Here is a 16,185-nt window from a genome sequence, read left to right on the forward strand (position 1 = left end):
GCTCTGGCCGGTTCACCGGGCGATGAAGTAACGACGGTAACGGTCAAATTGCCACGCCCGGCCGCGCGAAGGGCCTAAGCTCTAGAGCAAGATGCAGAGCACCCTCACCAAGCAACGCGATCAACTCCGGGAAGCGGTCATCCTCAAGGACGAAGGCCTGCGGTTGCAGCGCGACATGGCCGAGATGGGCCGGGTGCAGCGCGAGCTCGCCGAGCAGCTCGCCCAGGGCAAGCCCCCGGACGTCTCGGTGCTCGAGACCCTGCGCCAGAACGCCAGCAACTTCGAGGCCTGGTGGGGCAAGGCGCGGCAACTGCTGGGGCGCGACGACCTCGAGAAGAACCTGCCCAAGGCCCTCGAGGCCCTCGAGGCCTACCAGCGGCGGCTGGAGGAGGCGGCGACGTGCGAGGTGGCGCTGGGCATCCTCGAGCGGGTGAGCGCCATCGTCCACCACGGCCACGAGGAGATGCCCACCCTCACCCAGCTCCAGATGGACGTGCTCGACCTGGTGCGCAGCATCACCCAGAGCCCCGCCGTCACCCCCACCGTGCAGTCCCTCGCGGCGGGCACCCACCCCTACGTGCGCCTGATTCACTTCCTGCAGCCGCAGGACATGAGCGACGAGGAGTGGGAGCAGACCTACCAGAGCCTCTACCAGTCGCTCGGCCGCGAGATCGCGGTGGCGGCGGCGCGGGGGAGGCTGCAACTGACGTAATACCAGATTCGGTCAGTTCGTTCCCGAATGGTGACGCCGCCCCGCCAAGGCGGGGCGGCCGACCGAAGGGATACGCTTTCTTCGCCGACCGTCAGGGAGGGGTGTGCTCTAGGATTCAAAAAGATAGCCTCTGAAGGTCTTTGGTTTGGGTGATGATCTTTTTGAATCCGGTATTAGCGGTCAGCCTTCAGCCGTCAGCGAAAAGCCGAGCGGTATTACCTACAAATCAGGGCGGGCGCAAGGCCCGCCCCTACTGTTCCCACTAGTCGAGCAATCCGGGGATGGGCTCGACCTCGATCCGGGTCGCGCTGGGCTTGACGTAGGGGGCCTGCAAGGGGATCAGGTGGCGCCGGGTACCCACCTGCACTACCAGTACGTCCTGGGCTCCGGCGTCGTCCACGTCCACCACCTTGCCGACGGGCTCGCCGTTGACCAGCACCGGAAGGCCGATGAGCTGGAAGTAGTAGAACTGCCCCTCCTCGAGCTCGGGCAGCTCCTCGGGGTCGGCCAGCACGGCCCGCCCGGCCAGGGTGCGCGCGGCTTCCACCGTGCCGACCCCGGCGAGCTCGAGCACCAACTCTTCGCCCAGGTAGTAGGCGTCCTCGATGGCCCGGTAGCCGATCCCGTCGATGTAGACGCGCTCGAGGTCGGCCACCAGGGGCTCGCCGCGGAACTTGATCGCCCCGTCCAGCCCGTAGGCCGAGCCGAGGCGCCCGACTTGCACGCGCTTCATGGCCCGGCGTCTAGCGCACCTCGACCGAAACGCGCCCCTTGGCGTAGGAGCGCACGATGGTGCGGATGCTCTCGATGACCCGCCCCTGCCGCCCGATCAGGCGGCCCTTGTCGGCGGGGGCGGTCTCGACGTAGTACACCGGCCCCTCGCGCCCGCGCCGCTCCTCGACGCGCACCGCCTGGGGCTGATCCACCACGGCCTTGGCGAGGTATTCCACGAGGTCTTTCATGGGAAAAAGCTTATAGCAAATAGCCGATAGCTAATAGCCATCTCAGGCCATCAGCTATCGGCTATGGGCTACCGACGTGCTTACAGCACCCCGGCCTGCTTGAACAGCTTGCGCACGGTCTCGGTGGGCTGGGCGCCCACGCCGAGCCAGTACTTCGCGCGCTCGCCGTCGACCTTGAGCCAGTCGGGGGTGGTCTTGCGGGGGTCGTAGTAGCCCACGCGCTCGAGGTAGGCGCCGTCGCGCTTGTTGCGGCTGTCGGTCACGACGATGCGGTAGTGGGGGTTCTTCTTCGAGCCGAAACGGGAAAGGCGGATCTTGGTCATTGCGTCACTCCTTCAAAACTGAGATATTCACTGCCCTAAAGGCGTATCTCCTGGGTCAAGCTAGCGCCGGAACAGGCCCCGGCCCTTGGTCTTCTGCATGGTCTTCATCATGGCCTTCATGTCGTCGAAGGTCTTGATGAGGCGGTTGACTTCCTGAACGCTGGTGCCCGAGCCGGCGGCGATGCGCTTGCGGCGGGAGGCGTTGAGGATCTTGGGGTCGCGGCGCTCGCGCGGGGTCATCGAGAGCACGATGGCCTCGAGGCGGTTGAGCGCCTTGTCGTCGACCTGGAAGTTGGCCGGCAGCATCCGCGACATGCCCGGGATCATCTTGAGGATGTCGCCGAAGCTGCCCATCTTGCGGATCTGGCGCATCTGGGTGATGACGTCCTCGAGCGTGATCTCGCCGGGGGCCTTGACCGGGCCCTCGATCTCGGCCGCGCGGGCCTTCTCCAGCAGGGTCTGGAGGTCGCCCATGCCCAGGATGCGCTGGGCCAGGCGGTCGGGGTAGAAGGGCTCGAGGCCGTCGAGCTTCTCGGAGACGCCCGCGAAGTAGATGGGCTTCTGCGTGACGTGCCGCGCCGAGAGTGCCGCCCCGCCGCGCGCGTCGCCGTCGAGCTTGGTGAGGATCAGGCCCGTCACCCCGATGCGCTCGTCGAAGGTCTTGGAGACGCCCAGCGCCTCCTGGCCGGTCATGCTGTCCACGACCAGCAGCGTTTCGCTGGGGCCCACCGCCGCCTTCAGGCGGGCGAGCTCGTTCATCAGGTTCTCGTCGATCTGCAGGCGGCCCGCCGTGTCCACGATCACGAGGTCGCGGTAGTCGAAGGTGAGGTGCTGGCGCAGGCGCTGGGCGGTGGTCTCGGGGCGTTCGCCGTCAGCGACCTCGAGCACCGGCACCCCCACCTTCTCGGCCAGGATCTTGAGCTGGTCGCGCGCGGCGGGGCGCTGGGTGTCGGCGGCCACGAGCAGCGGGCGGCGCCCCTTGCCCTTGTAGAACTGGGCCAGCTTGGCGGCGTGGGTGGTCTTGCCCGCGCCCTGCAGGCCCACCAAAAACCACACGTTGCCCTCGTTCTTGAGCAGTGGCTGCTTGGCCTCGCCCCCCAGCACCTCCGTGAGCTCCTCGTAGACGACCGTGAGGATCTGCTCGGCGGGGGTGAGGCTCTCGAGCACCTGCTGCCCGAGGGCCTTCTCCTGGATCTTGGCGACGAAATCCTTGGCCACCTCGAAGTTCACATCGGCCTCGAGGAGGCTCATGCGGATCTCGCGCAGGGTGGCCTTGAGGTCGGCCTCGCTGATACGACCCCGCCCGCGCAGCTTGTCTACTGCGTCGCGGATGCGGCGGCTTAGCGTCTCAAACATGCTTTCTGGCTCCCTCAGACCTCAAAAAATCACTCAAGCCTTTTTTGCGATCAAAAGGCCTCTTTCTCGAGGCCGCCCGCTAGGGTAGCAGCACAAGCTTGAGCGTGTCAATATCAAGTTTGAAGCCGGCAAGGGCAGGGGGATCGGGGGATAGGGGGCCTGTGGCTCGCGGTTCACCCCTCCCCGCCGGCGGGGAGGGTTTATCCCCCCTGGCCCCCCTTGTTAAGGGGGGAACAAGGCGTCTTGCGTTTTGCGTACGACGTACGACGTACGACGTACGACCCGCGCTCAGCGTCCGGCTATCGGCGTCGAGCAGAGCTACAATGCCCTAGAACGCTATGCGCCTCCTGGCCCCGCTCCTCACCCTGGCCCTCGCGTTGGGCACCGCGCTCGGCTGCGGCTTCACCAACTCGCAGATCTGGCTCGCCATGCGCGAGGCCAGCGACCAGAGCTTCGACCGGGTCTATCTCTCGATGCTGGTGCCGCACTACGCCTCCATGCACAAGCTGGGGGAGGAGTACCTGCCCTACGCCAAGGACCCGGCCATGAAGCGCTGGGTCGAGGGGATGATGGCCGACCGCAGGGCACGCCTCGAGGAGATCAACCGCCTGCTGAAGAACCTTGGCGGGGATAAGCCCGTGACCAAGGAGATCATGCAGGTCGAGATGGACGCCGACCTCGACCAGCTCAGCCTCGACCTGGGCAAGCCCGGCGTGCGCGACACCTTCGCCAACGTGATCTCCACCAACCTCGCCACCAGCGTCAACCTCTCGCAGATCGCGTTGCAGCGCTCGAAGAACCGGGCGGTGCTCGAGCTCGCCCGGCGAATCCGCGACGGGGAGACCAAGCGCGCCGAGCAACTCCAACTGGTGATGCTGGGGCGCTAGTCGGGCGGCCGGAAACGGTTGCCTCTGCCCGCCTCCGGTGCTACCCTATCGGAGGCTCTAAGCCCCTTCGGGACCGCTGGCACAGGGTCAGAGGCCCGGAGGTCTCAGGAGGCACCGTGGAAGATTACAGCGACAGTCGAAGGTTTAGCCCGGTGCGCTCTGTGCTTTTGAGCCGCCGCTAACCCCTCGACAATCCCGTACTTCACGGCTGCTTCCTTCCAAGGCCGCGCTGCCGCGTTCGCGCGCGACACGGGCACAGAAGGAGGTGGCAAATGTACGATACCGAGCGCCTTGAAGCGATCCAGGCTCTCCAGAACGCCCTCGCCGAGAGCGACGCGGTGGCGGTGAAGGCGGCTTTGGAGGAGCTCGACGCCCCGCAGATCATCGACAACTGGGGCGAGTTCGCCCCCGAGCACCACCTGGTCATCCTCACGCTGCTGCCCGCGAGCGAGGCGGCCGAGGTCTTCAGCCACCTCGAGGAGGACGAGCAGACCGCGCTGCTCGAGGCCCTCCCGCGCTGGCGGGTGAAGGAGATGCTGGGCGAGCTCTACCTCGACGACCTCACCGACACGCTGCAGGCGGTCGAGGAGGAAGACCCCGAGCTCGCCGAGGAGATCAAGGCCCAGCTCGACCCCGAGACCCGCGCCGAGGTCGAGGAGCTCTCCGAGTACGAGGAGGACGAGGCCGGCGGCCTGATGACCTCCGAGTACATCGCCCTGCGCGACTCGATGAGCGTGGAGGAGGTGCTGCGCTTTTTGCGCCGCGCCGCCCCCGACGCCGAGCAGGTGTACTACCTCTACGTCGTCGACGCGGCGGAGCGGCTCGAGGGCGTGGTGAGCCTGCGCGACCTGATCGTGGCCGACCCCAAGACCCGCGTGCGGGAGATCATGAACCCCGACGTCAAGTACGTGCGCACCGACACCGACCAGGAAGTCGTCGCCCGCATGGTGGCCGACTATAACTTCCAGGCCCTGCCGGTGGTCGACGAGAACGGGGTGCTCTCGGGGATCATCACCATCGACGACGTGGTGGACGTCATCGAGGAGGAGGCCACCGAGGACATCTACCGCCTGGGCGCGGTAGAGGCCCCCGAACTCGTCTACAGCCGCTCGACGGTGTGGGAGCTGTGGAGCGCGCGGGTGCGCTGGCTGGTGGTGCTGATCGTGGGCGGGATGTTCTCCAGCACCATCCTCGAGGGCTTCGAGGCCACGCTGAGCGCGGTCACGGCCCTCACCTTCTACCTCACCATCCTGCTGGGGGCCGGGGGCAACACCGGCAACCAGTCCTCCACGCTCATCGTGCGCGCGCTCGCCACGGGCGACGTGCGGGGCCGCGACTGGTGGCGCATCCTCTTCAAGGAGCTGGGCGTGGGGCTGCTGCTGGGCCTCACCCTGGCGGCGGTGCTGGCGGTGAAGGTGGTGGCCGACGGGCACGCCGAGATCCTGCCGGTGCTGGCGCTCTCGCTCGCCACCCTCATGACCGTGACCAACATCGTGGGGGCGCTGCTGCCCATCGGCATCAAGAAGCTCGGGCTCGACCCCGCGCTCATCTCCAACCCCCTCATCGCCACGCTGAGCGACCTCACCGGCCTGCTGATCTACCTGAGCGTGGCCCGTATGCTGTTGCAGCTATGAAGCTCCGGATGGTGGTCGAGTGGACCATCGGCACCCGCGAACGCTACGACTGGAAGGAAGGGGCGCTGGTGCCCCGCCAGCCCTGGCCCGAGGCCTGGGAACTCCCCCCGGTCAACTACGGCTGCATCCCCGGCTACTTCAACCCCGCCGACCGGGCCGAGCTCGACGCGATCTGGTGTGACCCGGCCCCGGTGGCGGCGGGGGAGTGGCTCGAGGGCGAGGTGCTGGGCATGGTCTGGGTCGGCGACCATGACCATAAGATCCTGCTGGGGCGGCCCGGCGACCTGGAGAAGCTCGACCGGGCAGGCCTCGAGGCTTGGTTCGTGGGGCGCGAGGCCCGCATCGCCCCGGCCGAGGAGGCGCTCGAGTTCATTGCGGAGTTGTGGCGGGACGGTGGACGGGGTTGAGCGGGTCGGGTCGTGCTGAACGCCGATAGCCGGACGTCGAACGCCCAACGCTGAACGCAAAACGCAAGACGCAAGACGCAAGACGCAAGACGCAAAACGCAAGACGCAAGACGCAAAACGCCCTTTCTTCGCCCCCCTTAACAAGGGGGGGCTGGGGGGATACCCCCTCCCCGCCGGCGGGGAGGGGTCCCCACGAGCCTTTGGCTGATGGCTGACGGCTGAACGCTGAAAGCTGCCCGCTAACCCCACCGGGATTGACGGAACATCGTGCGTTACGCTATATTCATAAGGCTGTAGTGCATTAGGCCGGAGGGCTACCTGCTCGCTTGGGGCGGGCGCAGCAGAGCCGTTCGGGTGCTGTAAGTCGGTTTAGGCGACCGGAAGCCAGGATCACCGTCATCCCCGCAAACGGGGACCGAGTTGGACGCGGCCGGGCCGGTCCCGGGCTGTGCGTTCGGCCGGGTTATTTCGCGAGGTTTCATGGAGCCTGTATCGCAGCGGCTATCGGCCGGCAGGCCTCGAGAGGGCAGCCTCTATTTTCGCTTCCTGGGGCACTACCTGGCGCCCTACCGGGGCAAGGTGCTGGTGCTGGCCCTGAGCCTGTTCGCGGCCTCGGGGCTGCAACTCTACACCCCCCAGCTCGTGCGGCAGTTCATCGACCAGGCCACGGCGGGGGGGACGCTCGAGGTGCTGGTGGGCATCGCCATCGTCTACCTGGTGCTGGCGGTGGGGCGCCAGTTGCTCGCCGCGCTCTCGACCTACCTCTCCGCCGACGTGGGCTGGAGCAGCACCAACCAGCTCCGCGCCGACCTCTTCGGCCACACCCTGCGCCTGGACCTGGCCTACCACAAGGAGCGCACCCCGGGCGAGCTCATCGAGCGCATCGACGGCGACGTGACCAGCATCGCCAACTTCTTCTCGCAGTTTCTGGTGCAGGTCACGGGCGCGGTGCTCTTGATGGGCGGCATCCTGGTGGTGCTGTGGCTGGAGGACTGGCGGGTGGGGCTGGTGCTGAGCGTCTTCACCCTCGGCGTCACCTACGTCCTCTTCGCCCGCCGCGAGGTGGCGGTGCCCGCGACGCGGGCCGAGCGCGAGGCCAGCGCCCAGGTCTTCGGCTTCGTCGAGGAGCGGCTGGCCGGGCTCGACGACATCCGGGCCAACGGGGCGGGGCGCTACACCCTGCGCCGCTTCCTCGAGGTCCAGCGCGAGCTCTACGCCAGGGGCACCCACGCCTGGTGGATGCGGGGCACCTTCTGGCTGCTGTTCGGCTCGCTGTTCTCGCTGGGTAACCTGCTGGCGCTGGGCATGGGCATCGGGCTCTACCTCGACGGGAGCATCAGCCTGGGCACGGTCTACCTGTTCTTCAACTACGTCCTCATGCTCGAGGCCCCCGTCGAGCAGATCACCCAGCAGTTGCAGGAGTTCCAGCGGGCCGCCGCCGGGATGCGGCGGGTGAGCGAGATGCTACAGACCACGCCCCAGGTGCGTGACGGCAGCCGTACCCTGCCGCCGCGCCGCGCCCACGCCGTGGAGTTCCGCGGCGTGCGCTTCGCCTACGAGGACCAGAACGTGCTCAAGGGCCTGAGCTTCCGCCTCGAGCCCGGCCAGACCCTGGGCCTTTTGGGCCGCACCGGCAGCGGCAAGACCACCCTCATCCGCCTGCTCTTCCGGCTCTACGACGCCACCGAGGGCCAGGTCCTGCTCGACGGCGTCGACCTGCGCGACACCCGCCTGGCCGAGCTGCGCCAGCGGGTAGGGCTGGTGACGCAGGACGTGCAGCTCTTCCACGGCACCGTGCGCGACAACCTCACCTTCTTCGACCCCGCCGTGCCCGACGATGCCATCCGGCGCGTCCTGGCCGAGCTGGGGCTGGGGGAGTGGCTCGAGGGCCTGCCCAACGGCCTCGACACCGTGCTGCGCTCGGGCGGGGCGGGGCTTTCGGCCGGGGAATCGCAACTGCTGGCCTTCGCCCGGGTCTTCCTCAAGAACCCCGGCTTGGTCATCCTCGACGAGCCCTCCAGCCGCCTCGACCCCGCCACCGAGCGCCTGCTGACCCGCGCCATCGACCGGCTGCTCGAGGGGCGCACCGGCATCATCATCGCCCACCGCCTCGAGACCGTCGAGCGCGTGGACAAGATCATGGTGCTCTCGCAGGGGGAGATCCTCGAGTTCGGCGACCGCGCCGAGCTCGCCGCCGACCCCGGCTCGCGCTACCACGCCATGCTGCGCCTGAGCAGCGAGGCCGGGCTGGACGAGCAGATGGAGCGGTTGGGGGTATGAGGATGCCGAACGCCCAACGCCAAACGCCCTACGCCGCGCGCATGCCGGGAGAGACGCCCATCAGGGTCTTCGCCCTGGGCAGCCGTACGGATCGCACTTACCGGGGTGAACCATGACCGCTCAACCCCTCACGACCTGGCAGTACCTCTTCCGCCTGATCGCCTGGCGGCGGGGGCAGTTCCTGTGGAACTTCGCCCTGTGGGGCCTGTTCCACATGATCCCCATCGCCAACGGCCTGCTCATCAAGTGGATCTTCGACGCGCTGTCGGGCGGCGTCGAGGCGGGCTGGAACCCCTGGACGCTGCTGGCGATCCTGGCCGTGGCCTACGGGTCGCGGCAGGTGTCTTTCGTCTTCGCCATCCGGGCCTGGGCCAGCTACTACCACTACCTGGGCTCCTTCCTGCGGCACAACCTCATCGAGTACCTGCTCACGGCGCGGGGCTCGAGGGTGCTGCCCGAGTCGCCCTCCGAGGCGGTGAGCCGCTTCCGCGACGACGTCGACGACGTGGTGCGTTACGTGGAGAACTACGTCGACGCCGGGGGCTTCGTGCTCTACGGCCTCTCGGGGATCGTGCTGCTGTTCGTCGTCGACCCCGCCATCGCGGCGGTGGTCTGCACGCCCATGTTCGCCATGACGCTGCTCATGCGGCGGCTCTCGCCCACCATCCGCACCTACCGCCGCCGCATGCGCGAGGCCACGGCGCGGGTCACCGACTTCATCGGCGAGTCCTTCGGCGCGGTGCAGGCGGTCAAGGTGGCGGGCCAGGAGGCCAGCATGACCGCGCACTTCGCCGCGCTGGGCCACGAGCGCCGCAAGCGGGCGCTGGCCGACGTGCTGCTCACCGAGATGATCAAGAGCGTCAACACCAACCTGGTCAACGTCGGGGTGGGGGTGGTGCTGGTGATGGCGGCGGCCAAGCTCAAGGCCGGTACCTTCACCGTGGGCGACCTGGCGCTGTTCATCCAGCTCCTGCCGCGCGTGACCAACGTGCTGACCTTCGTAGGCGACATGATGGCCCAGCACCGCCGCACCAAGGTCGCCACCGACCGCATGGAGCACCTGCTCGTAGACGCGCCCCCTGGGGCCGCGGTCGAGCCCAAGCCGCTGCCCCTCGAGGGCCCCCTGCCCCCCCTGAGCACGGTGGCGCCCGGCTACCGCCCGCTGCAGCGCCTGGAGGTGCGAAACCTCAGCTTCCGCTACCCCGGCTCCGAGAACGGCATCGAGGGCGTGAGCTTCGCGCTCGAGCGGGGCGACTTCGTGGTGATCACCGGCCGCATCGGGGCGGGGAAGACCACCCTGCTGCGCGTGCTCCAGGGGCTCTTGCCCAAGGACTCGGGCGAGATCTTGTGGAACGGCGAGCCGGTGGAGGATCCCGCCAGCTTCTTCATCCCGCCCCACTCGAGCTACACCGCCCAGGTGCCCCGCCTCTTCAGCGAGACCCTGCGCGACAACGTGCTGCTGGGGGAGGACAAGGTGCTCGAGCTCGAGCGCTCCGTGGACCTGGCGGTGATGCGCCCCGACGTGAACGCGCTCGAGAACGGCCTCGACACCCTGGTGGGCAACCGCGGCGTCAAGCTCTCGGGCGGCCAGGTGCAGCGGGCCAGCGCCGCCCGCATGTTCACCCGCGCCGCCGACCTCCTCATCTTCGACGATCTCTCCTCGGCCCTCGACGTCGCCACCGAGCGCCAGCTCTGGGAGGGCCTTTTCCACGACCGCGAGGCGACCTGCCTGGTGGTGAGCCACCGCCGGGTGGCGCTGCGCCGCGCGACCCACATCGTGGTGCTGAAGGAGGGCCGCGTCGAGGCCCAGGGGAAGCTGGCCGAACTGCTCGAGAAGAGCCCCGAGATGCGCAAGCTCTGGGACGACGAGAACGAGCCCGACTGAGCGAACCGGGGGCCGCCTTGACTGCTTGCCCCTTCCCGGCTATATTGGAGTTTGCGGCTTCGGAGGCCAAGCCCTCCAGCACGCAGACCGACGCGGGGTGGAGCAGTCTGGTAGCTCGTCGGGCTCATAACCCGAAGGTCATAGGTTCAAATCCTATCCCCGCAACCAGCACGTAAGGCGCAGGGCATCCCCCTGCGCCTTGGCTTTTGGCCCCTGCTTGACCGTTCCCGCCCTAGACGCTACACTCTTTACGTTGTGCGGTAGGCACACGCAAAGCCTGGCTGTGTAGCTCAGCTGGTTAGAGCGAACGACTCATAATCGTTAGGTCGGCGGTTCAAGTCCGCCCACAGCCACCAAGAGAGGAGGGCAGCCTAGGCTGCCCTGATCGTTTTAACCGCTTGCCTGCGGAGGTCTTGCCTGAGCGGGGAACGGCTGCCAGGGTCGTCCTTGAAAGCTAGGTGTTCGAAAGCCGCTGTTGCTCGGGGTCGTGGCTGAGGATGCTTAACGCAACCTTCAAAGTCGGCGGTGCGGCCTGCCAGGCCCTCCACCTGCCTGCGTTCGAGGGCTTATAAAGGATCCATGAAAGCCACCCTTGGTTGGCTGGTCGCGGTGGTGTCGCTGATGGTGTCGCCGGTCTTGGCCGAGTCGAGCCCCTGCCTCTCGCAGAAGACCGAGGGCATCTTCAACGGCGTGGTGATGATGAGCAAGCCCGCCTGGCTGGTGCGGGAGTGCGGGCGCACCGAGGGGCAGATCCTCTCGCAGATCAAGCTGTGGGTCAAGGGCAACGGGCGCAACGCCTACTCCGACGAGTCGTACCGCTCGAGCAACCCCAAAGGGGGCGAGATCGTGCTGCAGGCCCTCGAGGCTGCCCGCTGGAGCCGCTTCTCCGAGCACGTCGTGCGGGCGGGGGGCGTGGTGGCGACGGTGCGCCACTACAAGCACGAGAAGTTCGGGTTTCTGGCCTTCGGGGTGACCCAGACGGGCGGCGAGCTCTTCCTGACCTTCGTGCGCTACCGCTGAAGCGTGAGGGCAAGCGAAAAGCAGACCCCCTAGGGGGTCTGCTTTGGTGGTGGCTCGTAACCCCTAGGGCGCCACGTAGGGGCCAAGCTTCACCTCAGGCCTTGACGGCGAACTTGAGGAAGAAGCGCTCGATGTGCCGGATGGGCTCCTCGATGGTTTCCGTGGCCTCGGCGATCCACCGCGGGTTCTCGAAGTGCATCGCGAACAGCACCATCCCCCGGAAGTCCCGCAGGGCCTCGTTGATCAGGCGGCGGATACGGGGAGTCGCCCGGGGGTGGGCTAGAGCCAGGGCCGCGAGTTGCTCCAGGTCTTCCATTCGTGACTTGAGTTCGTGCATGGCTGCTCCCTTGAACCGGCTGGAGCAATGGGGGTGCAAAGAGGGCGGGTCCGATCCGGTTGGCATGATGGTAGCGGACTTAGGGGACGGGTTTGGGTCATATATCACCAGAGGCTTTAACGATGGGAAAGGCTTTTCTCATCTCTTTCGGGTAAAGGGGTGCGCTTTGGAGGGAGGAAATCCTTACCCCCTTCGGGTGTCCCCCTGGCGCGGGGTCTGGCCGAAGATGGGACGCGGAGGCCAGCTTATGGACCACGAACGCGACGACCGTTCCCCGCCCACGCGCGACCGCCAACCGGAAGCCGGGCCCGACCAGGCCAAGGAGAGCGAGGGCAGCCAGGGGGCGCCGGAGGAGCTCGAGCGCCGCGACAGCGACGAGCTCAACCCCGACGACCTCGAGCGCGGGGAGGGCAAGGGGAGCCCCTGAGGCTTAGCTGCGGTTGACGGCGGGTTGGGGCTTGGGCAGCAGGAAGATGCCGATGCCGAAGGCCAGCTTGCGGGAAGGGGAGACCAGCAGGCGCTGCTGCCAGACGAGGCCGGTGCTCGAGCCCCCGTCGAGCAGCAGGGCTTCCTTAGCGCCCAGCCGGGCCATGACCTTGGCGGTCTCGGAGAGGGTGAGGGCCTGGCGGGTGCTGACGAAGATCAGGAAGCGCTCGTTGACCAGCCCCACCACGCTGCGGCGGGCCCGGCCCCAGATGGCCGGGTCGTTGTAGCCCTCCGAGCGCGGCCACACCACCACGCGGCCGTCGCGCAGCACGTAGGGGCCGCTGGCGATGACGGTCTCGTAACCGCGCCAGGGCTCGAGGCGGTTGTGGATGCGCGCGCGGTTGTCGGCGGTGATGGAGAGGGCGGTGGGGATGCGGCCCCGCGAGAGCTGCTGCCCGCCCACCACCAGGTCGCCCGCGAGCGAGAAGGTGCGGGGGTGGAAGTAGCCGCCGTTGATGGCCGCCACCAGCCGGGGCCGGTTGGCCAGGGCGAGCAACGGGGCCCCCGAGCGCCCCAGCCCGCCCTGCGGCAGTAGCGCCCGCACGCGCACCTGCGGGTGGGCCAGGTTCACCTGCACCGCCGTGACGGGCACGCCCAGCACCGGCCCGTTGATGAGCCGCACAGCGAAGCTAGGGGGCGGCGGGGTGACCCACAGCTTCTGACCCTTGAAGATCACGTTGCTCTTGAGCCGGTTCCAGCGCTTGAGCTGCACCTGGCCGATCTTGTGCCGCTTGGCGATCCCCCAGAGCGTATCCCCCCGCTGCACCACGTAGATCTTGCGGGTTTGCGCCTGGGCCGACCCGAAGAGCACGACAAGAGCCACGAGCCACCACAACCACCCTCGAGCGTTCTGTGCCATCTGCACGGTAAGTCTAGGGTAGCGCGGCGCGGGGATGTTGAGAGGTGATTACAACCATTTCATGAAGCCTGAACTCGTGAGTTAACCGAAGCTCAAGGGCCGGGCGTGCCCTTGCCGGGGTTCAGAGCAGTTGCCGCAGGGTCTTCGCGCCCAGCCGCGCCCGCAGCAGCAGGAACAGTTCGGCCGTGGCGAGCGCGTCGTAGAGGGCGTGGTGCTCGAGGTAGGGCGGCAGGCCGAAGTGGGCACGGGACTCGGCCAGGCCCGTGGGGAGCGGGCGGGCGTGGGGCTCGAGCTGGTGCTGGCGGTGCTGGAGCCGGGCGATGAGGCCCGCGGTGTCCAGCACCCGCGGCCGGGGCCACGGGCGGCCGAGCCGGCGGTAGGCCCGCTGGAGGAAGCCCAGGTCCAGCGGGGCGTGGTGCAGCAGCAGGATGCCCTCGCCCAGGCGGGGGTGGACGGCCTCGAGCACCTCGGCCAGGGGAGGGGCGTCCTCGAGCTCGGCCGGGACGATGTGGTGGGCCCGGATGCCCTCCTGCGAGAGCGGCAGGCCCGCTTGGGGGCGGACCAGGCTGTAGAAGCGCTCGCCGTAGCGGATGACCCCCTGGCGGAGGGGCACCATGCCCACCGAGAGGATCTGGTCGGCGGGGGAGAGGCCGCTGGTCTCGAGGTCGAGCGCCCAGTAGGTCGGGGTGTCCCAGGCGGGCGAGCTCAGCACTCCCTACCCCAGGCGGTCGGTCTGGAAGCGCTGGCTGAGGGCTTCTTGCATCTCCCGGATCTCCACGAAGGCCTCCTTGAGGTGGCGGCGCTCGAGCGCCGAGAGGGCCTCGAGGGGGACCTTGTGGCTGGGGGGTTCGCCGCGCCGCAGGGCGCCGAGCTGCTCGCGCAGGCGCAGGCGCGTGAGGAAGTTGAAGGCCTCCGACAGCGTCTCGGCCCCCTCCGCGCTCAGCCGGCCCGCACGGGCGGCGGCCTCGAGCCGCTCGAGCGTGCCCCGCGCGCTGCTGCGGGCCTCGAGGGCGTACACCCGGGCCAGGCTCACCACCGGGGCGATGCCGCCCTTCTTGAGGTCCACGCCCCCCTCCTCCTCGCGGATGCGGCGGAAGAGGCCGAGCGGCGGGCGGAACTGGAGGGCGGCGCGGGCGAGGTGGGCCAGGAACAGGCCGTTCTCCCCGCTGTGGGCGACGACTTGCTCGAGGCCCTGCAGCGAGAGGCGGCCGTGGACCGGGCGGAAGTCGAAGAAGATCTGGGCCTCGAGCAGTTCGGGGGGGCTGGGCTGTTCGATCCAGCGGCGGAAAAGCGCCTCCCACTCGGCCAGGGGCTTGTGCCAGCGGGTCGCCATGTAGCCCCCGGGACAGGGGGGGAAGCCCGCCTGCAACAGCCCCTGCACCACGAACTCGGCCAGCCGGGCGAAGTAGGGGCGGGCCTCGGGGAGGTCGTCCTGGTAGGCCAGGGCGTTGTCCTGGTCGGTGAGCAGGGCCTGCTCCATGCGGCCTTCGCTGCCGAAGACGACCCAGGCGTAGGGGGTGGGGGGCGGCCCCAGCTCCGCCTCGGCGAGCTCGAGCAACACCCGCACGAGCTGGTCGTTGAGGCTGCTGACGCTGCGCCCGATCTCGCGCGCGCCCAGCCCGCCGGCCAGCAGGGCCTCGGCCACCCCGGTGAGCTCCTCGCGGTAGCCCCGCAGGTCGGCAGGGTCGCGGGTGCGCTCGAGGCGGCGCAGCAGGTAGAGCGGGCTGCGGGCCTGCTGCCGCAGGAAGACGGTGTCGGTCACCACGCCGACCACCTTGCCCCCGTCCTCCAGCGGCAGGTGGTGGATGCCCTGGCGCACCATGAACGACAGCGCCTCGAAGAGGGGCACGCTGGCGGGGAGGGTCTTGACCGGGGTGCTCATCACCTGGGTGACGGGGGTGTCGGGCCCCAGGCCCTCGGCCAGCACCCGGTTGCGCAGGTCGCGGTCGGTGAGGATGCCCAGGGTGCGGGCGTGGGCGAGCGAGTCGGTCACCAGCACCGAGCTGATGCCGTTCTCGCGCATCAGCCGCGCTGCTTGCTGCACGGTGGATCCTGAGTCCACGAACACCGGGCCGCGCTGGAGGATTTCCCCCACCGGCAGGCTCAGGTCCAGGTTGACGGGGTTCAGGGCGGGCGCCACGCCCTGCGAGGCCAGCCGCAGCCGCTCGGCCAGCCCCTGGTTGAAGAACTGGGCGAAGGCCGGGTAGGCCGTCAGGGCGGCGAAGTCCTTGGCGCCCCAGCCGTAGACGAGCAGGTCCTCCTCGGCCACGACGTCGAAGGCCGGGGCGTCCTTGGAGAGCAGCGAGGGGTAGCCGAAGCAGTCGCCCTCCTCCAGCGCCAGCACCTCGCGCCCCTCGCGCAGCAGGCGCACCGAGCCTTTGCGGATGAGGTAGAGGTGATCGCTGGGCGGGCCGTCGCGCTCGAGGACCCGCGTCCCCTTGGGGAAGAACTGGATCTCCAGGCCGCGCTCCACCGCCGCGAGCGCCTCCTGGGGGAGGGTGTCGAAGGGCGGGGTCTGCCGGACGAACTCGAGCGGGTTCAAGCGCACCCCTGCTCAGGCCCTGGGCTTCTTCCCCTCCGCCGGCAGCCGCACGATGGAGCTCGAGGCCAGCCACGCGGCCAGCGCGAAGACCAGGAAGAGCGCCTGCTCGGCCCCCGGCCCCTGCAGCACGAGTTGCAGCGCCATCCCCAGCCCCAGCGCCGGGATCGACAGCAGCAGCGTGCGCACCACCCGCTCCCAGCCGCGGGCCGGGGGCAGCGGCCAGAACCAGGCGAAGGCCACCCCGAGCCCGCTGCCCAGCAGCACGGCCAGCAGCAGGTGGAGCATCTGGAGGGGGGTGGGCACCGCGAAGCCGAAGACCGGGCTGCCCAGCAGGTAGAACAGCCCCACCCCCAGGTAGACCCCCACCACCCGCCGCAGCAGGTGGGGGAGGCCGAGGGCGGCGGTTTTGACCGGTTGCATGGCCTTAGGATAAGTCGCCATTCTTCTCCGACGGGAGGGGCCCCCCTGGACCCAGGGGGGACCGGCTCGAGGCTT

At 68.7% G+C, this 16,185-nt stretch carries 17 protein-coding genes and 2 tRNA genes; 10 read left to right on the forward strand and 9 right to left on the reverse strand.

Annotated elements, in window-relative coordinates; all coding sequences use genetic code 11:
- Positions 1 to 91: 91 nt before the first annotated feature.
- Positions 92 to 712 carry a hypothetical protein gene (locus MEICH_RS0121255; RefSeq protein ID WP_027894289.1) on the forward strand — a complete coding sequence of 207 codons (621 nt, stop codon included), beginning with the start codon at positions 92 to 94 and terminating at the stop codon, positions 710 to 712.
- Between the two features lie 262 nt (positions 713 to 974).
- Here MEICH_RS0121255 and rimM read toward each other — a convergent pair whose 3' ends face one another.
- The 4 genes from rimM to ffh form a co-directional block, all read right to left on the reverse strand.
- A complete protein-coding gene (rimM, locus tag MEICH_RS0121260) occupies positions 975 to 1,445 on the reverse strand; it encodes a ribosome maturation factor RimM (protein WP_027894290.1) in 471 nt (156 codons plus the stop codon).
- A 10-nt stretch (positions 1,446 to 1,455) separates the two neighbouring features.
- Positions 1,456 to 1,674 carry a KH domain-containing protein gene (locus MEICH_RS0121265; RefSeq protein WP_027894291.1) on the reverse strand — a complete coding sequence of 73 codons (219 nt, stop codon included), beginning with the start codon at positions 1,672 to 1,674 and terminating at the stop codon, positions 1,456 to 1,458.
- An 80-nt stretch (positions 1,675 to 1,754) separates the two neighbouring features.
- Positions 1,755 to 1,997, reverse strand: coding sequence for a 30S ribosomal protein S16 (gene rpsP / locus MEICH_RS0121270; RefSeq protein WP_027894292.1), 243 nt, complete (start codon positions 1,995 to 1,997; stop codon positions 1,755 to 1,757).
- A 60-nt stretch (positions 1,998 to 2,057) separates the two neighbouring features.
- Positions 2,058 to 3,353, reverse strand: a complete 1,296-nt coding sequence (ffh, locus tag MEICH_RS0121275; RefSeq protein WP_027894293.1) for a signal recognition particle protein — start codon at positions 3,351 to 3,353, stop codon at positions 2,058 to 2,060.
- Positions 3,354 to 3,691: 338 nt separating this feature from the next.
- Here ffh and MEICH_RS0121280 point away from each other — a divergent pair, with 338 nt between their 5' ends.
- The 8 genes from MEICH_RS0121280 (at position 3,692) to MEICH_RS0121315 (ending at position 11,466) form a co-directional block, all read left to right on the forward strand.
- The gene (locus MEICH_RS0121280) at positions 3,692 to 4,240 is read left to right on the forward strand and encodes a DUF305 domain-containing protein (RefSeq protein ID WP_027894294.1); all 549 of its coding nucleotides are present in this window, start codon (positions 3,692 to 3,694) and stop codon (positions 4,238 to 4,240) included.
- A gap of 272 nt (positions 4,241 to 4,512) precedes the next feature.
- Positions 4,513 to 5,874: a magnesium transporter gene (mgtE, locus tag MEICH_RS0121285; RefSeq protein WP_027894295.1), complete on the forward strand. Its 1,362-nt coding sequence runs from the start codon at positions 4,513 to 4,515 to the stop codon at positions 5,872 to 5,874.
- Positions 5,871 to 6,281, forward strand: coding sequence for a hypothetical protein (locus MEICH_RS0121290; protein WP_027894296.1), 411 nt, complete (start codon positions 5,871 to 5,873; stop codon positions 6,279 to 6,281). The genes mgtE and MEICH_RS0121290 overlap by 4 nt, the downstream gene beginning before the upstream one ends.
- 480 nt (positions 6,282 to 6,761) lie before the next feature.
- A complete protein-coding gene (locus MEICH_RS0121295; RefSeq protein ID WP_027894297.1) occupies positions 6,762 to 8,561 on the forward strand; it encodes an ABC transporter ATP-binding protein in 1,800 nt (599 codons plus the stop codon).
- 112 nt (positions 8,562 to 8,673) lie between these two features.
- Entirely contained in the window at positions 8,674 to 10,446 is a 1,773-nt protein-coding gene (locus tag MEICH_RS0121300; RefSeq protein WP_027894298.1) for an ABC transporter ATP-binding protein, read from the forward strand.
- Between the two features lie 91 nt (positions 10,447 to 10,537).
- Positions 10,538 to 10,614: transfer RNA gene (locus tag MEICH_RS0121305), tRNA-Met, on the forward strand.
- Between the two features lie 111 nt (positions 10,615 to 10,725).
- Positions 10,726 to 10,802, forward strand: a tRNA-Met gene (locus tag MEICH_RS0121310).
- Positions 10,803 to 11,025: 223 nt separating this feature from the next.
- A complete protein-coding gene (locus MEICH_RS0121315) occupies positions 11,026 to 11,466 on the forward strand; it encodes a hypothetical protein (protein ID WP_027894299.1) in 441 nt (146 codons plus the stop codon).
- A 94-nt stretch (positions 11,467 to 11,560) separates the two neighbouring features.
- Here MEICH_RS0121315 and MEICH_RS0121320 read toward each other — a convergent pair whose 3' ends face one another.
- The gene (locus MEICH_RS0121320; RefSeq protein ID WP_157202948.1) at positions 11,561 to 11,803 is read right to left on the reverse strand and encodes a hypothetical protein; all 243 of its coding nucleotides are present in this window, start codon (positions 11,801 to 11,803) and stop codon (positions 11,561 to 11,563) included.
- Between the two features lie 247 nt (positions 11,804 to 12,050).
- Here MEICH_RS0121320 and MEICH_RS0121325 point away from each other — a divergent pair, with 247 nt between their 5' ends.
- A complete protein-coding gene (locus tag MEICH_RS0121325; RefSeq protein ID WP_027894301.1) occupies positions 12,051 to 12,230 on the forward strand; it encodes a hypothetical protein in 180 nt (59 codons plus the stop codon).
- Positions 12,231 to 12,233: 3 nt separating this feature from the next.
- Here MEICH_RS0121325 and MEICH_RS0121330 read toward each other — a convergent pair whose 3' ends face one another.
- The 4 genes from MEICH_RS0121330 to MEICH_RS0121345 all read right to left on the reverse strand — a co-directional run bounded on the left by MEICH_RS0121330 (position 12,234) and on the right by MEICH_RS0121345 (position 16,110).
- Positions 12,234 to 13,148: a phosphodiester glycosidase family protein gene (locus MEICH_RS0121330; RefSeq protein ID WP_245587729.1), complete on the reverse strand. Its 915-nt coding sequence runs from the start codon at positions 13,146 to 13,148 to the stop codon at positions 12,234 to 12,236.
- A 121-nt stretch (positions 13,149 to 13,269) separates the two neighbouring features.
- The gene (locus tag MEICH_RS0121335) at positions 13,270 to 13,860 is read right to left on the reverse strand and encodes a 3'-5' exonuclease (RefSeq protein ID WP_027894303.1); all 591 of its coding nucleotides are present in this window, start codon (positions 13,858 to 13,860) and stop codon (positions 13,270 to 13,272) included.
- A 3-nt stretch (positions 13,861 to 13,863) separates the two neighbouring features.
- Positions 13,864 to 15,690 (reverse strand): putative nucleotidyltransferase substrate binding domain-containing protein, encoded by a 1,827-nt coding sequence (locus MEICH_RS0121340; protein ID WP_027894304.1) that lies wholly within the window; start codon positions 15,688 to 15,690, stop codon positions 13,864 to 13,866.
- 12 nt (positions 15,691 to 15,702) lie between these two features.
- Positions 15,703 to 16,110, reverse strand: coding sequence for a hypothetical protein (locus MEICH_RS0121345; RefSeq protein WP_027894305.1), 408 nt, complete (start codon positions 16,108 to 16,110; stop codon positions 15,703 to 15,705).
- Positions 16,111 to 16,185: the final 75 nt, after the last annotated feature.

The sequence above is a fragment of the Calidithermus chliarophilus DSM 9957 genome (assembly GCF_000430045.1).
Taxonomy (GTDB): domain Bacteria; phylum Deinococcota; class Deinococci; order Deinococcales; family Thermaceae; genus Calidithermus; species Calidithermus chliarophilus.